Here is a 16,070-nt window from a genome sequence, read left to right as displayed (position 1 = left end):
GGCTTGGTCTAAACGAATGCGTCCAAGCGTACACATGTACCATTCTACCACTGGATCGGGGGCGGCTCTCGCATGGATGATACGGTCATCGGAAACAGCAGATGGATGTCCGCTCTGTTCGGAATTTCGGCGGTAACGCTTGTCGGCATGATCATCGCTTTCCCTTCCGAAGCGTTCACCGCTTCTCTTTCCGGTTTGCAAGTATGGTGGGAGTTCGTGTTTCCGGCGCTGCTCCCGTTCTTTATCCTGTCCGAATTATTGCTTGGCCTCGGGATGATCCACGCCGTCGGCGTACTGCTGGAGCCGCTCATGAGGCTGCTGTTTCGGCTGCCCGGCGCCGGGGGCTGGGCCGTTGCAATGAGCTTTACGATCGGCTTCCCGGCAGGAGCGAAAGCGGCGGCCGACCTTCGGAAACAAGGCCTCGTCAGCCGGCAGGAAGGGAACCGCCTTCTTGCGTTATCCCATCTGTGCAGCCCCGTATTTCTGACCAGCGTCGTCGCGGTCGGATTTTGGGGCCATGCGGAATTAGGTTTGCCGCTTATCATTATTCATCTTGTGTCCGCGCTTATTACGGGCCTCATTACCGCCCGCATCGTCTTGCCGGCCGCGGAACGGATGTACGGGAGGAGCCGCCGTCCTCCGCTTCCGGCCACCTCTCCCGAAGAGGAAGCGATGCTGCTTTTGCGGAGAAGACTGAGGCCTGCCCTTCCGCGCCGGATGCTCGACAGCATGCTCATGGCGCAGCGGCAAGACGGCCGCACCATCGGCAAACTGCTTGGTGAAGCGGTCGGCTCCTCCGTGCAGTCGCTGCTCGTCATCGGAGGGTTTATGATCTTGTTTTCGGTTTTGCTGAAGCTATTGTCCGTCTCCGGCGTCACCGGCGGCTTGCAGCTCGTCGTCCAAGCGCTTCTTATACCGTGGGGAATGCCGCCGCAGCTGTCCGAGGGAGCGATTACCGCTCTGTTTGAAGTGCATCTGGGCGCGTACAGCATCAGCCAAAGCGGCGACGCCGGCGTATGGGGCGCGGCGATTCTAAGCTCGATTATCGGCTGGGGAGGGCTGTCGGTTCACGCCCAAGTGAAGAGCTTGATCGCCGGCACCGACTTGCGGTATACGCCGTTCCTGGCCGCCCGGATATTGCATTCGGCGCTCTCCATAATCGTAACGTTCGTTCTCTGGGAGCCGATGCGGCGTTGGCTGTTTCCGGGCTCGGCCGGGGAGACGGCGTTTTCCCCTCTGCCGGATTCCATTGTTCCCGATGCGGCCGAAATCGTTACCGTCTGGCCGCAGTACGGCGGTTCTTTGAAACTGATGGCGCTGTTCCTTCTCGCAGCAACCGGATTGTCTTTATTTGTTCGCGTTTTTCTCCCGAAGGGCCTGTTCGACTTCAGGAGGAACTAAATCCGATATCGGACCGTGAAACTTGGCGATTTCCTTCACAATGCTCGAGCTCAGGAACGAATAGGCCGGATTCGTCATCATAAAGAACGTTTCGATATCTTCACTCAATTTGTGGTTCATAGACGCCATCTGCAGCTCATGTTCGAAATCCGACACGGCTCGCAAGCCGCGCACGAGAACATGGGCTTTCCTTTGTTTCATATAGTTGATAAGCAGATCGCGAAACCCGTCGACTTCCACATTGGGCAAGTCTTTCGTCACGTCGGCAAGCAGCCGCTTCCTCTCTTCCAATGAAAAGAGCGGATTTTTCGACGTGTTGTTCAGCACCGCCACGATCAACCGGTCGAATTGTTTGGCCGCTCTGTGAATAATATCCAGATGACCGTATGTAACCGGGTCGAAGCTTCCCGGGTAAACCGCGATTTTCATACCTCGTTCTTCCGCCTTCGTCATTTGCGTTCCATCTCCTGTTCTGCCGCCGCTTTTTGCCCGACCTCATCCTCTTGAACCATATGTTGCCCAGACGGACCCGGGCGAAATACGTAAAGGCTGACGGCAGTATCTCCGTACTGCGCGCGTCTTCTCAGCCTGAACGAGCAAATTTCCTCGGGGTATTCGAAGGACGCCTCGTGTTCGACGACGATGGTCGCGCCGTCGCGAACGAGGCCGTTCTCCTCCATATACGCGAGATAGTCCGGTATATCCTTCATCCGGTAAGGCGGATCGAGAAAGACAAGATCGAACGCTTTGCTCCTCTTCGCGAGCGCGCGCAGCGCTTTCGCAGCTTCGGAGCGGAATATTTCCGTTCGCTCCTCCACCTTTGCGGCTTGTACATTATCCCGGATCGTGTCCACGCTCTTCTTATCGATATCGATAAACACAGCCTTGTCCATTCCCCGGCTTAACGCCTCTATGCCGAGCCCGCCGCTTCCGGCGAACAGATCGAGCGCCTCTCCTCCGTCGAAATACGGACCGATCATGCTGAACAGCGCCTCTTTCACTTTATCCGTCGTCGGCCGCGTCCCCGTTCCCGGTACCGCCTTCAGCGGTCTTCCTTTCGCACTGCCCGATATGACTCTCACTGCGGCTTCCTCCGATTGCTGTACCCGTGTCGGTTGTTTCTCGATTCATCGTAACATAAATTCGCCTTTAGTGAAAAATGTTCCGCCGCACATGTATATATATTCCGAATTCGGCAATCATGTAGGTAACGACATCTCGTATGTCGTAGACAACCGCGGAGAAGACTTACGTTTCCCCATAAGCTCTTCGTCCGGTTTCTCCTCTCCCATGAAGAGCCTCGTCGCGAGACGAGGCTCGAATATTTGATATCCGCAACGGCCGTTGATTTACGGGGTTGCGGTTTTTTGTTTTGTTCATAGAAAAGCCCGGACAGCCTATGCCGTCCGGGCGTCAATGCGCCTGCTTGCCGCCGCGCATACGCGGCTTTGACTTGAGCAGCGCCACATGAACGATGTCCCCGAACGGAATCCACACGGTCTCCTGCTCGCCGACGAGCTTTACGTAGCGGCCGATCGGGTCGATCTTCTCCACCACCCCCACGCTCGTCTCGTCTTCGTAGACGCCGTATACCGTGACGGCGGTGTCCGCGCCGCATTCGAGCGCCTCGGCAAGCGCCAAGGACAGCTCCTCCATGCGCTGTTCGTCGAGCTCCGGCTTAGGCCTGGCCTTCAGCCCGGTGCGGTGGCTGCGAATCGCGTCTTTATGTTGGGGGAGCATCATGCGCGACGCCTCCCAGATGCCGTTGCCGCGCAATTTTTTGCCGCGTTGGGTCATGTCTCGATCGTTCCTTTCTTGGATGCGTTATTTGTAATGTCCTCCGATCTTCGCGGCGCGCCCGTACGCTTGGCCGCCCGAGCCCGCCGAGACGGCGCGGACGATCGCCGAGACGCCGAACCGGTCTTTGATTTCGTCTGTAGCGAGCTCCAATGCCCGGTACGTCTCGCGCTCGTCGTCGAACTCGAGCTGGTACACGTCGTCGCGGACAAGGCCGCCGAGCGCGATATAAAGCTGCCGCACGGGCTGACCGTTCCAAAACTGATGGAACAGCCCGACCGCCGCGCGGTAGACGTGATTCGTGACGTGCGTCGGCTGCAGCAGCGTCGTCTGGCGGGAGAACCCGAATTCGAAGCCGCCCCCCGTGCAGCCGACCGACAACACGCGGCCCATGACGCCCCGAAAGCGGCACCGGCGGCATACTTCCTCCGAAAGCTCGAGCAGCACCGTCTCTATGTCGCGCTTGTCTCCGTAATCGCGGGGCAGCGTCATGCCGTGCCCGATCGCCTGCTGCGCCCCGTCATGCGTGCCCGGCGTCACCGGCGAATCGTCGATTCCGTTCGCGATGCGCCACAGCACCTCGCCGTTGATGCCCCAGCGCCGCTTCAACGCGTCGAGCGGCGTACGGGCGAGATCGCCGATCGTGTATATACCCATCCGGTTCAGATGGCGCATCATACGGCTGCCTACCCCGAACAAGCCTTGCACCGGCAGCGGCCACAGGTTCTCCTGCACCAGCGCTTGAGGCAAATGGAACACGCCCTCGGCATTCTTCTTCGCGAACTGATCGCACGCCATCTTCGCAAGCACCTTGTTGTCGCTGATGCCGATGCGCGCGAACACGCCGGTCTTCTCGCTTATGTCGCGCTGAATGCGCAGCGCCGTCTGCTTCAGCTCGCCGTGCAGGTGGAGGCTCCCCGTCAACTCGCAAAACTGCTCGTCGATGGAGAACGGCTCCACGGCGTCCGCATACCGCTCCAAAATGCGCGTAATTTGCATCGACACGTTGATGTACGTCTGCATGCGGGGGCGCAGCACAACGAGATCCGCGCACTTGTTCATCGCTTCTCCGAGCCTCTCCGCCGTCGTTACGCCCCGCCGCTTCGCGAGGGGGCACGCCGCAAGCACGATCCCGGAGCGAAGCTTCGGGTCGCCCGCAACGACGACTGGCCGGTTCGCGTACTCCGGGCGGCTCGCCTTCTCTACGCTGGCGTAAAAACTTTGCATGTCGGCCATTATTACGACGCGAGGCTTTCCCCGCTTCTTCCCGGCGCCCTCCGGGAGCGGCGAGCCGCCGCCGCCGATCATCATCGTCATGGACATCACCTGGCCATATCGAATCCGCCGAAAACAAAAAACAGGAATATATGTTCGGCTTTTATTCCTATTATACACCGAACGTATATTCCTATCCATCCCCAAACGCGGTTATCGAAACATATTCCACAATTTGATCAAGTGCAGCGCATTGTTCGGATCGATTTTTTGCGCCAGCACGAAACGCACGACGTTGTCCGCCTGCTGCTCGCTCAATTTCTCGCCGAGCGCTTTGGACGTCAATCCCAGCAGCTTCCGGACCTTGGCGCGATCTTGCAAATCGACTTTCGTAACGTTGTTGAGGACCGTTTTCACTCGTTCCTTGACGACCGGATCTTTCATCTTGGCCTTCACGCGTTCGACCAGCTCGACGCTGATCCCGTATTTCTCGTAGCCGGGCATACTCTCTCCTCCTAGATCCCCGGATCCCTCGTGCCGGGAAGTCATTCATTATTGTATGAGGGATGGATGCGTAAACTGCCTGGACACGGGAAAAAGAGACTAACTCGCATGAGCCGGGGCGGCACGCATCAACAAGGCTGATACCCTTAAGGATGAAAATGACCGCCCATTTGGAAATTTTTAGGTGAAATTCGAAAAGTAACGGTCGGAAAGGTTCTTAATAACGTCCGAAAACAAGAAAATAGGGCAAAATCCGGGTGCAGGGCGTTCACTAACGATCTTATGAACCGTTCTTAGCGTCGTACAGAAAGAGAAAGGCCGTATTAACGGTCTCTGCAACCGTTCACGGGAGTAAAGCAAGCGAGGGGGAGCAAGTCAAGAAGCGGTCACACGCGTCATACGAGGCTTTGGTGACCCTAAAGTGTTTGAAGAACGTTACGCGGCAAGAGCAGTTCTAACAATACTGACGTCGAGAAGCAGCATGAGCAAAAACATCCCTCCCGCTACATATATCGAAATAGGGTCAATACCCTCAATCCAACAATTCGCCCTTGAACATTTTCTTCCGGAGCAAAAAGAGTTACATTTCCTAAAAGCTCTTCGTCCGGTTTCTCCTCTCCCATGAAGGAGCCCTAACAAATAAGCTCAAAAATTGACCGTATCCGAACGAATAAGGCCAGTTTCTGAGCTTATACCTTGCAAAATATCCGTCGACGGTCAGCAAGACACGAGCGTAAGGGCAATTTCGGGTCTTATCCGCCCCGCGGCTACCCTCCTCACGGTAAATTAGGGTCAAAATCTGCACCTATGCAGCGAATTAGGGTCCATTTCTGACCCTAAAGCTGCGCAGTGCTTGCCTGCCGCCCGAAACGGATCGAAAGGCGGCTTAATCCAACAGTTCGCCCTGGAACATCTGCTGCCGCAGCAAGAAAGAGCGCAAATGCGCATATGCCGCCGCCGTCCAGAACTCCCCGTCGCGCACCAGCGCGGCCGCGTCGTCGCGGGCCGCCTCCAGCAGGGCAAAATCGGCCGACGGATCCGCCAAACGAAACTCCGGCGCGCCGCTTTGCTTCGTCCCGAAGAAATCGCCGGGCCCCCGAAGCTCCAAATCCCGGCGGGCCACCTCGAAGCCGTCGTTCGTCTCCGTCATGACGCGCATCCGCTCGCGGCCTTGCTCCGATTTCGGATCGGCGACCAGCACGCAATACGACTGGTGCTCGCCACGGCCGACGCGGCCCCGAAGCTGGTGGAGCTGCGACAAGCCGAACCGCTCGGCGTCGTACACCACCATCACCGAGGCGTTCGGCACATCCACGCCGACTTCGACGACGGTGGTCGACACCAACACGCCCACCTGGCGCGAAGAAAACCGCTTCATGACGTCCTCTTTATCAGACGCCGGCAACCGTCCGTGCAGCAAACCGACCGCCTCGGGACCGAACACGCCATGCAGGCGCGCAAACATATCGAGCGCGTTCTCGAAATCGAGCTTGTCCGATTCTTCAATGAGCGGGCAAATAACATACGCTTGGCGCCCCGCATCGAGCTCCCGCCGGATGAGGCCCAATACGCGGTCCATCGCGTCGTGCTTCACCCAGTACGTCTTGATCGGCAGCCGCCCTTTCGGCAGCTCGTCCAAAGTGGAGACGTCCATATCGCCGAAGGCGGTGATCGCCAGCGTTCGCGGGATCGGAGTCGCCGTCATCGTAAGCACGTCGGGATTCAACCCTTTCCTCCGAAGGACGCTTCGCTGCTGAACGCCGAACCGGTGCTGCTCGTCCGTGACGACAAGACCAAGCCCGCGAAAGTACACATCCTCTTGGATGAGCGCGTGCGTGCCGACAACGATATCGATCAGACCGCTCTGCAGCCCCGCCAGCACGTCGCGCCGCTGCCGGTCCGTTAGCGATCCGGTCAGCAGAGCGACTTCCACACCGAACCCTTCGAACAACCGGGCGACCGACCGCGCATGCTGTTCCGCCAATATTTCCGTCGGAACCATCAGCGCACCCTGCAATCCGCCTTTCACGCATGCGTACAATGCTACGGCCGCGACAACCGTTTTGCCCGAGCCGACATCGCCCTGCAGCAACCGGTTCATGCTGTGGGGCGCTTCCATATCCCGCAAAATATCGGCGATCACCCGCTTCTGTGCGTCCGTCAGCTCGAAAGGCAGCGCCCGCGCGAACCGCCTCACTTCCTCCCGGTCGAAGCGGTGCGCGACGCCGTCCTTTCTGCGGTGCGTCATCGCGCGGTACGCCTGCAATTTCAGCTGGAACAAGAACAATTCCTCATATACAAGCCTTCTCCGCGCCTCCAGGCCGGAATTGGCGTCAGCAGGCTGATGAATCGCCGTAATCGCTTCTCTTCTCGGCATAAACCGGTATTTCACGACCAACTCTTCAGGCAGCGTCTCCGGGATCATCGCTCCGAATTGCTCAAGCGCCGTCGACACGATCTTTTGCATCCATGCTTGCGTGAACTCGCCGCCTACGGTATACACCGGTTTCACAGTGCCCGCCCGCGGGTTTCTCGAATTCGCAAATTCACACGCGGATACGGTCAGCTGCCTGCGGTTGCGGTCCCATTTCCCCGTCATGACCGCTTCCGTTCCGTACGTAAGCCTGTCCTTTAAATAGTGCTGGTTGAACCAAACCGCCGTGAAAGTAACCGTCCCGGCCGCGGCTTTGCACACCATGCGCGATTTTTTACGGCCGAACATCTGAACGAAAGGCTCGCCGATGACGACGGCAGCCACAGTCGCACGGTCGCCGTCTGCAACCTCCGTCAAATCCCTGATGCGAAAATCCTCGTAGCGATGCGGAAAAAACTCCAAAAGATCGCCGACAGAAACAATCCCGAGGGACACCAGATCGCGGGCTTTGCTTTCGCCGATACCGCGCACCTGATCCACCGGGATTTGAAAAACGTCTTGCATCATGATAATACGGCGGTTACGAACACTCCAAGCGTTCCCGGACCTACGTGAGTGCCGATAACAGGCCCAAGCGTGTAATAGGACGTGTTCCGAACCGAAAAATGTTCCCGCAACACCGCTTCGAATTGTTGACCGGCGGGCACGGCGTTCGCATGCACGATAGTCACATCCACTTCTTTGCCGGAAAAATCGTTCTGAAACAGTTCGACGATCCGGTTCATCGCCTTCTTGCTGCCCCGGACTTTATCGACGGGATAGATCATCCCTTCGTTGTCGATGGAAAGAATAGGTTTAATGTTCAGCAGCGAGCCGAACACAGCCGATGCTTTGCCGATGCGGCCGTTCCGGTGCAAATATTCGAGCGTGTCCACTAAGAAATACAGACGCGTATTGGCTTTCAACGTTTCGATCAGACGCATGCAATGGTCTATATCTTTGCCCGATTGCACCGCCTCCGCCGCCGCCATCGCCAACAATCCGAAGCCGAGAGAAGCGCTCTTGGAATCGACGATTCGTATGTCGGCTTCCGTCCCGAGCAGCGATTTCGCAAGCACGGCCGATTGGTACGTTCCGCTGAACGCAGAAGACAGATGTATTGAAATAATAGCGGTATCCGGCTCCTCCAACAGCTTCTTGTACGTTTCCAGAAAATCCGCCGGCGACGGCTGCGAGGTGGTCGGCATATCTTTCGCCGCGGCAAGCTTATCGAAGAACTGCTCGGATGTAATCGTTACGGAATCCAAATACGTTTCCTTGCCGAAATGGACTTTAAGCGGCACCATTTCAATACCTAAGCGCCGCCGTTCCTCAAGGGGGATGTCCGCCGTACTGTCGACGACGATCCTCACGTTAGCCATTCAGGTTCACCTCGTTACGAGTCAATAGATATTGCAGTCATTCTGCTGAAAACAGATACGAATATACCGGCTGACCGCCCGGAAGCAGCTCGAATTCCGCATTCGGATATTGCTTCCTCATGAATTCGGCCAGTTGATCGGTAACGGCGTCCTCCGCATCCGCGCCCGTAATGATGGAGACGATTTCTTCGCCGCCTTCCAGCATGGACCGGAGCAGCTCCGAGCACGAGGTGAACAAATCCGGATTCGACACGACGATTTTCCCGTCAAGAATGCCGATATATTCCCCTTCGCGGATTTCAATGTCATCGATGGACGTATCTCTCACCGCATGCGTCACTTGTCCGGATTTGACGCGTTTTGCCGCTTGCTCCATCATTTGCGCATTTCGGTCGACGTCTTCGTTTTCCTGGAACGCCAATACGGCGGCCAGTCCTTGTTGAATCGACTTGGTCGGAATGACGAATACGGGCGTTTCGGCCAAATCCCTCGCTTGTCCCGCGGCCATGATGATATTCGAGTTATTGGGGAACACGAAAATATGCTCCGCATTCACTTGCTCCACCGCGTTAAGAATGTCTTCCGTGCTCGGATTCATCGTTTGGCCGCCGGCGAGCACGTAATCGACGCCGAGGCTCGTAAAGATTTCCGACAACCCTTCGCCCGCGGCCACCACAATCATGCCGTACGGCTTCTTCGGCGCCGTCTTGAGATTCGCGTCTTCCGCTTGCGCCCCGCCCGATACGGCCGCAACGGCCGCAGGAACTCCGTAGTCCTGCGAGATGATATGAGAATGCTGCTCACGCATGTTTTCTATCTTAATGCGGGTAAGATCGCCGTATTGCATCGCGAAATTCATTACTTCGCCGGGATATTCCGCATGAATGTGAATTTTGACCAAATCTTCGTCTGCGACGACCAAGAGAGAATCGCCCATTGTTTCCAATTCGCGTCTGAAATCCGGTTCGTCGAACGTTAAACCGGGAATTCTGCCTCCTGGTGTCAAACGAACGATAAATTCCGTGCAATACCCGTGTTCGATCGATTCCGTTTCCATATGCGCCTGCACGGGAACGAAGTCCGATTTCTTAGCCTTCTGAAGAACTTCCGCCGGTATTACCGAATAATCCGTCTTGGCGTTGCCGTCCTGCATAGGCGGACCGTCTATCGCCTCTCCTGTCAGCGCGGCAAGAAATCCTTCATAAACAAGAACGAGGCCTTGTCCGCCGGAATCGACGACTCCGACCTGCTTGAGCACGGGAAGAAGCTCCGGCGTGCGCGCCAGCGCTTCATTAGCGGCTTTAAGCGTGTCCCGCATAACCGCATCCACTTCGGCCGTTCGGCGCGCGGAGTTAACCGCGGCTTTCGCCGCTTCCTTCGAAACGGTAAGAATCGTTCCTTCCACAGGCCTAACAACGGCGGCATACGCCGTTTCCACGCCTTGCTGCAGCGCTTGGGCGAATTCTGTTGAGCTTGCTTTCTCGAGAGCGGATACGCTTTTGGCAAAACCGCGGAACAATTGGGAGAGAATGACGCCCGAGTTGCCGCGCGCCCCCATCAACAACCCTCTTGCAAGCGTTTCCGCCGCTTGGCCGATCCGCACGGAAGGCCGTTTCCGAAGTTCGTCCACTCCGGAGGTCAGGGTCAAATTCATATTCGTCCCGGTATCCCCGTCCGGCACGGGAAACACGTTCAAAGCGTTCACCCGCTGCACTCCCGCATTCAGGCGTTCGGCAGCCGCAAACACCATCGCCGTAAATTCCGTACCGTCAATAAAGCGCTTACTCAAAAGTCATTCTCCTTCCTTATGATGAAACGCGAACACCTTGCACGATAATATTTACGAAATCAACATGCAGACCAACGATATCGTTCAATACGTATTTTACTTTCGCTTGAATGTTATGGGCAACCTCGGATATTTTGGTTCCGTAGCTGACCACAATGTATAAGTCAATATGAACGACGTCCGCTTCGCGCCGGACATCGACGCCCCGGCCGAGATTTTCCCTTCGCAGCAGCTCCGCAAGTCCGTCCTTCAGCTTGTTCTTGGAGGCCATGCCCACAAGTCCATAACATTCCAATGCGGCGGACCCGGCGATGGTGGCGATGACTTCGTCAGTTACGTGTATTTTCCCTCTGTCCGTTTCGATTTGAATGGGCATCTTCTACCTCTCCTTTGATATGTCATATTATGGACTGAACCTCATTGTACTATATATATTCGCAGAAATAAATCCGATTTCTCGCATTTGATCGCATTGACGCGCACTTTTGGCATGTGCTATACTTTTAGGTATGTTTGCCACGGAAGGGTGGTGTGTGTAATGGCTCGCAAATGTTTCGTGACCGGCAAAGCCCCGGGAACGGGAAACCACGTTTCTCACGCGAATAATCGCAACCGCCGCTCTTGGGGCGTTAACGTACAGAAAGTTCGGATTCTCGTGAACGGTAAGCCGAAGCGCGTTTATGTAAGCACTCGCGCATTGAAATCCGGTAAGGTAACCCGTGTATAATTATGGGTAATAAGCGGAAATCGCTCTGTTTCGATTTTGGAAACGGGGCGATTTCTTTATAACTCGAAAGAGGTTTTCTTATTGTTCGCAATTGCAAGACAAAAAGCACCCCCCGGGTGCTTTTACCTTATACGCCTCAAACTCCCTCAGCCTGTCCTCATGCCGATCCGACGCAACAATAACGAACATCAGTTTTTGTTAAACGCGTTCAACAACGTTTTGACGAAGCCGCCTAAGAATTTAGGTAGTTTGATTGTATAGAACTTCATGTCTACCCCTCCTCGCAAAGATTCCGCCGCTCGCACACCGCCACGTACCCTTTGTACAGTGTTTATAGCTTATTGTATTCACGGAATCCGCTAAATGTGCCTATTTTTGCACGGAGGTAAAGAAAAACTTCAACGTTAGCCTTGTACCGCGGAACGGAGCGCGGCAATCGCCGCCTGCCTGTCCTTCTTCCCGAATACGGAGCTGCCGGCGACAAGCACCGACGCCCCGGCATCGGTCGCCGCTTTGGCGGTTTGTTCGGCGATGCCGCCGTCCACTTCAATCTCCACCCGGCCCTGAAGTCCCCGCTCTCCGATCCATCTTCGAACTTGCGCGATTTTGTCCAATGTCGACGGGATGAACGATTGGCCGCCGAATCCAGGGTTCACGGTCATCACCAACACGAGATCGACATCCGGAAGAACGGGCAAAATCCATTCCGCGGGCGTACCCGGGTTGACGGCCACACCCGCTTTCGCCCCGTGATCTTTAATCACTTGAACGGTGCGGTGAAGATGTACGCACGCCTCCGCATGCACCGTTATCAGATCCGCGCCGGCAGCCGCAAATTGCTGAATGTACGCGTCCGGGCGCTCTATCATCAAGTGGACGTCCATAAACAGGGAAGTCCGAGGGCGCAGCGCTTCAATGACCAATGGACCGAACGTAATGTTCGGCACAAAATGTCCGTCCATCACGTCCAAATGAAGCCAATCGGCGCCTCCCGCTTCCACCTCGCTCACCTCGTCGGCAAGCGCGGCGAAATTAGCCGCCAAGAGCGACGGCGCTATAATGGCCATATCAGTACCTCCGCTTCCGTTCCTTGATCTCCGTCAAGAATACGTCGTAATGTTCGTAACGGGACGATGCGATTTCGCCCGAGCCCAACGCTTCCCGCACACGGCAGCCCGGTTCGCTCCTGTGAAGGCAGCCGCGGAATTTGCACTCCTGCGCGAGCGCGGCCATCTCCGGGAACGCGCCGGACAACCGCTCGGGTTCCATCTCCGGAAATTCAAGCTGCGAAAATCCGGGCGTATCGGCCACCAAACCGCGCTCTCCAAGACGAAACAGCTCCACGTGGCGCGTCGTATGCTTCCCCCGGCCGAGCTTGCGGCTGATTTCATTCGTCTCGAGAGTTAATCCCGGAACGAGGCGGTTTAACAAAGAGGACTTCCCTACGCCCGATTGTCCGGCGAATACCGTGACCCGCCCGTCCAGCACGCCAAGCAGCTTGCCGATGCCGGATGCGGCGCGGGAGCTTGTGAAGTAGACCGGATAGCCGATCGCCTCGTACAACGATTGAACGGACTCCAATTGCGCGCGAAGGCCGGCGGTTTCGTCATCGTCCCCTTCCAGCAAATCCGCCTTCGTGAGGCAGATGACCGGGTGCAGACGCGCCAATTCGGCATGCGCCAAAAACTTGTCCAGCAGCTGCAAATTCAGTGCCGGCTCGGCGACGGAAAATACGAGCAGCGCCGTATCGACGTTTGCGATCGGCGGACGAACCAGCTCAGTGTCCCGAGGCAGCACGTCAATCACCGTCCCGTCGCTGCCGTCATCCGATAACTCGATCATGACGCGGTCGCCGACAAGCGGAGTAACGCTTTGCTTTCTAAATAAGCCTCTGGCTCTGCACTGGATGACTTCGTCGCCGTCGTCACGCTTCACGTAGTAAAATCCGCTTAACGCTTTGACGATCATGCCGCCTAGCATTCGATCACAAGCCCCCCGGTACCGTTATTTCATCGTCGGATTGTTGTTCGCCCTCAGGCTGGTGTTCGGGCTGCGTCTCTTCCGCCGTTTCGCCGGAAGAGGCATTGCCTCCCGCCTCCCCTGCTTGTTGGTAGGTCCATGTAATGTGGTTGTTCTTCACGTCGTCCTGGAACACTTCGATAACGGCGTTCTTCGACGGCGACGTGACGACATCGAACGAGAATGTCTCTTGCTGTTTCACTTTGCGCTTTGCCGCTTCCTTCCGGTCGCCCATAGCGTCGCTGACGACGATGCGGATTTCGCTTTCCGCACCTTCCTGCCGCGGACCGACGGTTACTTTGTAAGTCGTCACGCGCGCTTCATCGGGAAGGCCGGTGCTGACATATATCATGATCTCTTCTCCCGGCGGCTTGACCGGATTTCCCGGTTTATAAGGAAATTGTTCATATACTTTCCCGGCCGGATAATAAGCTGGTTCTTCAACAATGTTTTCTTTCTTCAGCGTTAAGCCTTCCTTCTCCAACAGCGCCTCGGCTTCATCGACAGTTTTGCCGATCAAATCGGGCATCGGCACCGTATCCGGCCCTTTGCTTATTTTCAGCGTTACCGAATCCGTCATCGGGTCGACGGAATCGTTCGCGCTCGGAAACTGCTCGATTACCTCTCCTGCCGGCCGGTCGTCAAACTCCTCTTTCGTCTCTATGTTCAGCTCCGGGATCCCGAGATCGGTCAAAGCGGTGACGGCTTCCGATTTCGTTTTCCCTTCCAACGGAGGAATCGTAACCATCTCTATCCCTGTGCTTACCACAAGGCGGATCGTCGTGTTTACTTTCGCCGTGTCCGGATCTTTTTTGTCTTGACGGATCACGTGATTGAGGGCAACATCCCGACTCGGTTCTTCAGCAATCGGTTGCGCAACGACCAGACCTACTTCTTCCAGTCTTTCTTTTGCGTCTTCCAAAGGCCAGCCGGTAACGTCCGGCACTGTCACTTCCGGTATGATCAGAATTTCTTGAAGCGCCTTCACGCCGTACCATGCTCCCCCAAGCATCACAAGAAGAACGGCAAACCATATGATCGGTTTAATCCATGGATTAGACCGTTTTTCCTCTTCGGGGTCCTCATATTTGCCGTTGCGCCAAACCGGCGCGTCGGCGGAAGCCCGAAGCTCATCGCCCGCGCCGCTCTGCCCATCCACCCGAAGCGCAGGCATGACGCGCGTCGCTTCCTCATCGTCTCCGTCGCTCGAGTACGTCCATTTCGGCTCGTTAAGCCGCTGCGGGGAAAGGCACGTCTCCAAATCGCGGAGCATTTCTCCCGCAGTGCTGTAACGCTCCTCCGGACTTTTCCGCATCGCCTTCAATATGATATTTTCGACGCTTTGAGGGATCATCGGATTGACCGCCCGGGGCTCTTCGACGTCTTCTTGCAGATGCTTCAGCGCAACGGAAATCGGGCTCTCGCCCAAAAACGGCAATTTACCGGTCAACATTTGATACAACACGATACCTAAAGAATATAAGTCCGACTTTTCCCCGGCGGACACGCCCTTCGCGTGTTCGGGCGAAAAATAATGAACGGAGCCGATAACGGAACCGGTTTGAGTGATGGATGAAGATGTAGCCGCTCTCGCAATGCCGAAATCGGTAACTTTAATGCGGCCGTTTTTTCCGATTAATATATTGTGCGGTTTAATATCGCGATGAATGATGCCGTTGGCGTGCGCGGACCCCAGCGCGTCGCAAATTTGCGTGGCGATATGCACCGCCCGGTCCACCTGCAAAGGCGCTTGCTCTTTGATGATATCGTTCAAATTGCAGCCTTCCACATATTCCATAACGATAAAATGCGTCTCGCCCTCTTGCCCCACATCGTATACGCTGACAACGTTCGAATGGGACAGCGATGCGGCGGATTGCGCTTCCCTGCGAAACCGGCGGACAAATTCTTCATCATGGACGTACTGCTGCCGGAGCACTTTCACTGCGACGTTTCGGTGCAGCAGCGTATCGTGCGCTTTGTATACAAGCGCCATGCCGCCGCCTCCGACCCGTTCCAATATTTCGTATCTTCCGGCCAGTCGCGTGCCGATCATCCGGTTTCACCTCGTTTCTTGCAAAAATGATTATTCATTGGACAAAAGCACCACCGTAATATTGTCGTCGCCGCCCGCGTCAAGCGCCCTCGCCACGAGCCGCTCCGCTTTCTCGTCAAGCGGCGCGTCGCTGTTGAGCGTTTCGAGCATCTCGGCGTATCCGACCGTGTTGGACAATCCGTCGCTGCATAGAAGAAGCGTATCTCCGGCAGTCCAGGACACCTTCGAAATATCGATTTCGACGTCGGAATCGGTACCGAGCGCCCTCGTCACCACATTTCGTCTCGGATGTATCAACGCCTCTTCGGCCGTAATCTGGCCGCTCTTGACAAGCTCGTTGACAAGCGTATGATCTTCCGTAAGCTGTGTGACGGTAACGCGGTTGATCAAGTAAGCGCGGGAATCGCCGATGTGCCCGATCAACAGCTGTTCGCTGTCGGCCAACGCAACGGTGAGCGTCGTTCCCATTCCGTGGTAATGCTCTTTTTTCGATGCGATCTCGTATACTTTGGCATTGGCTTTTCTTATGGCCGTCTTCAAACATTCCGCCCAGTCCCCAGCCGCAGTCCCGCCGTCCAGACGCTGAAGCTCGTCTTGGACGAGCTCCACCGTAAGTTGGCTTGCCGTGTCCCCGGCCTGATGGCCGCCCATTCCGTCGGCAACGATCGCAAGCGTCCATCCGCCGACATCGGCTTTCACGACGGCCCGGTCCTCGTTCACGCTGCGACCGAGGCCGACGTCCGATTTTTGGGCTGATTTTAACATGT

At 56.2% G+C, this 16,070-nt stretch carries 16 protein-coding genes; 2 read left to right on the top strand and 14 right to left on the bottom strand.

Translation table 11 applies throughout. From position 1 onward, the window contains the following. Positions 1-72 precede the first annotated feature (72 nt). Entirely contained in the window at positions 73-1,401 is a 1,329-nt protein-coding gene (locus JET16_RS17385; protein WP_199617864.1) for a nucleoside recognition domain-containing protein, read from the top strand. Here JET16_RS17385 and coaD read toward each other — a convergent pair. The 9 genes from coaD to JET16_RS17340 form a co-directional block, all read right to left on the bottom strand. Beyond that, complete coding sequence (gene coaD, locus JET16_RS17380) at positions 1,348-1,854, bottom strand: pantetheine-phosphate adenylyltransferase (RefSeq protein ID WP_233531781.1); 507 nt, start codon at positions 1,852-1,854, stop codon at positions 1,348-1,350. The genes JET16_RS17385 and coaD overlap by 54 nt on opposite strands. After that, entirely contained in the window at positions 1,851-2,528 is a 678-nt protein-coding gene (gene rsmD / locus JET16_RS17375) for a 16S rRNA (guanine(966)-N(2))-methyltransferase RsmD (RefSeq protein WP_199618059.1), read from the bottom strand. The genes coaD and rsmD overlap by 4 nt, the downstream gene beginning before the upstream one ends. Before the next feature lie 286 nt (positions 2,529-2,814). Beyond that, complete coding sequence (locus JET16_RS17370; protein WP_199617862.1) at positions 2,815-3,198, bottom strand: YolD-like family protein; 384 nt, start codon at positions 3,196-3,198, stop codon at positions 2,815-2,817. Between the two features lie 27 nt (positions 3,199-3,225). Next, positions 3,226-4,506, bottom strand: coding sequence for a DNA polymerase IV (locus JET16_RS17365; protein ID WP_199618057.1), 1,281 nt, complete (start codon positions 4,504-4,506; stop codon positions 3,226-3,228). Between the two features lie 120 nt (positions 4,507-4,626). Continuing rightward, positions 4,627-4,917: a stage VI sporulation protein F gene (locus tag JET16_RS17360; protein WP_199617860.1), complete on the bottom strand. Its 291-nt coding sequence runs from the start codon at positions 4,915-4,917 to the stop codon at positions 4,627-4,629. Between the two features lie 886 nt (positions 4,918-5,803). Next, positions 5,804-7,855 carry an ATP-dependent DNA helicase RecG gene (gene recG / locus JET16_RS17355; protein WP_233531800.1) on the bottom strand — a complete coding sequence of 684 codons (2,052 nt, stop codon included), beginning with the start codon at positions 7,853-7,855 and terminating at the stop codon, positions 5,804-5,806. After that, positions 7,855-8,712, bottom strand: coding sequence for a DegV family protein (locus tag JET16_RS17350; RefSeq protein WP_199617858.1), 858 nt, complete (start codon positions 8,710-8,712; stop codon positions 7,855-7,857). Before JET16_RS17350 ends, recG begins: the two co-directional genes overlap by 1 nt. Before the next feature lie 37 nt (positions 8,713-8,749). Next, positions 8,750-10,501, bottom strand: coding sequence for a DAK2 domain-containing protein (locus JET16_RS17345; protein ID WP_199617856.1), 1,752 nt, complete (start codon positions 10,499-10,501; stop codon positions 8,750-8,752). Positions 10,502-10,517: 16 nt separating this feature from the next. Beyond that, the gene (locus tag JET16_RS17340; RefSeq protein ID WP_199617854.1) at positions 10,518-10,877 is read right to left on the bottom strand and encodes an Asp23/Gls24 family envelope stress response protein; all 360 of its coding nucleotides are present in this window, start codon (positions 10,875-10,877) and stop codon (positions 10,518-10,520) included. 162 nt (positions 10,878-11,039) lie between these two features. Between JET16_RS17340 and rpmB the strand changes: the two genes are divergently transcribed. Continuing rightward, positions 11,040-11,228: a 50S ribosomal protein L28 gene (gene rpmB / locus JET16_RS17335; RefSeq protein ID WP_199617852.1), complete on the top strand. Its 189-nt coding sequence runs from the start codon at positions 11,040-11,042 to the stop codon at positions 11,226-11,228. Between the two features lie 188 nt (positions 11,229-11,416). On the opposite strand, the gene spoVM is transcribed toward rpmB, so the two are convergent. The 5 genes from spoVM to JET16_RS17310 all read right to left on the bottom strand — a co-directional run bounded on the left by spoVM (position 11,417) and on the right by JET16_RS17310 (position 16,068). Then, positions 11,417-11,497: a stage V sporulation protein SpoVM gene (gene spoVM, locus JET16_RS17330; protein ID WP_138196790.1), complete on the bottom strand. Its 81-nt coding sequence runs from the start codon at positions 11,495-11,497 to the stop codon at positions 11,417-11,419. Between the two features lie 135 nt (positions 11,498-11,632). Continuing rightward, positions 11,633-12,295 carry a ribulose-phosphate 3-epimerase gene (rpe, locus tag JET16_RS17325; protein WP_199617850.1) on the bottom strand — a complete coding sequence of 221 codons (663 nt, stop codon included), beginning with the start codon at positions 12,293-12,295 and terminating at the stop codon, positions 11,633-11,635. A gap of 1 nt (position 12,296) precedes the next feature. Further along, positions 12,297-13,208 carry a ribosome small subunit-dependent GTPase A gene (gene rsgA / locus JET16_RS17320; protein ID WP_199617848.1) on the bottom strand — a complete coding sequence of 304 codons (912 nt, stop codon included), beginning with the start codon at positions 13,206-13,208 and terminating at the stop codon, positions 12,297-12,299. A gap of 4 nt (positions 13,209-13,212) precedes the next feature. Further along, on the bottom strand, positions 13,213-15,303 hold the full coding sequence (gene pknB, locus JET16_RS17315; RefSeq protein WP_199617846.1) for a Stk1 family PASTA domain-containing Ser/Thr kinase: 2,091 nt from the start codon (positions 15,301-15,303) through the stop codon (positions 13,213-13,215). Between the two features lie 30 nt (positions 15,304-15,333). Next, positions 15,334-16,068 carry a Stp1/IreP family PP2C-type Ser/Thr phosphatase gene (locus JET16_RS17310; protein WP_199617844.1) on the bottom strand — a complete coding sequence of 245 codons (735 nt, stop codon included), beginning with the start codon at positions 16,066-16,068 and terminating at the stop codon, positions 15,334-15,336. Positions 16,069-16,070 lie beyond the last annotated feature (2 nt).

This window comes from Paenibacillus alkalitolerans, from assembly GCF_016482785.1.
Taxonomy (GTDB): Bacteria; Bacillota; Bacilli; order Paenibacillales; family YIM-B00363; genus Paenibacillus_AE; species Paenibacillus_AE alkalitolerans.
This window is presented reverse-complemented; position numbering and strand designations above follow the sequence as displayed.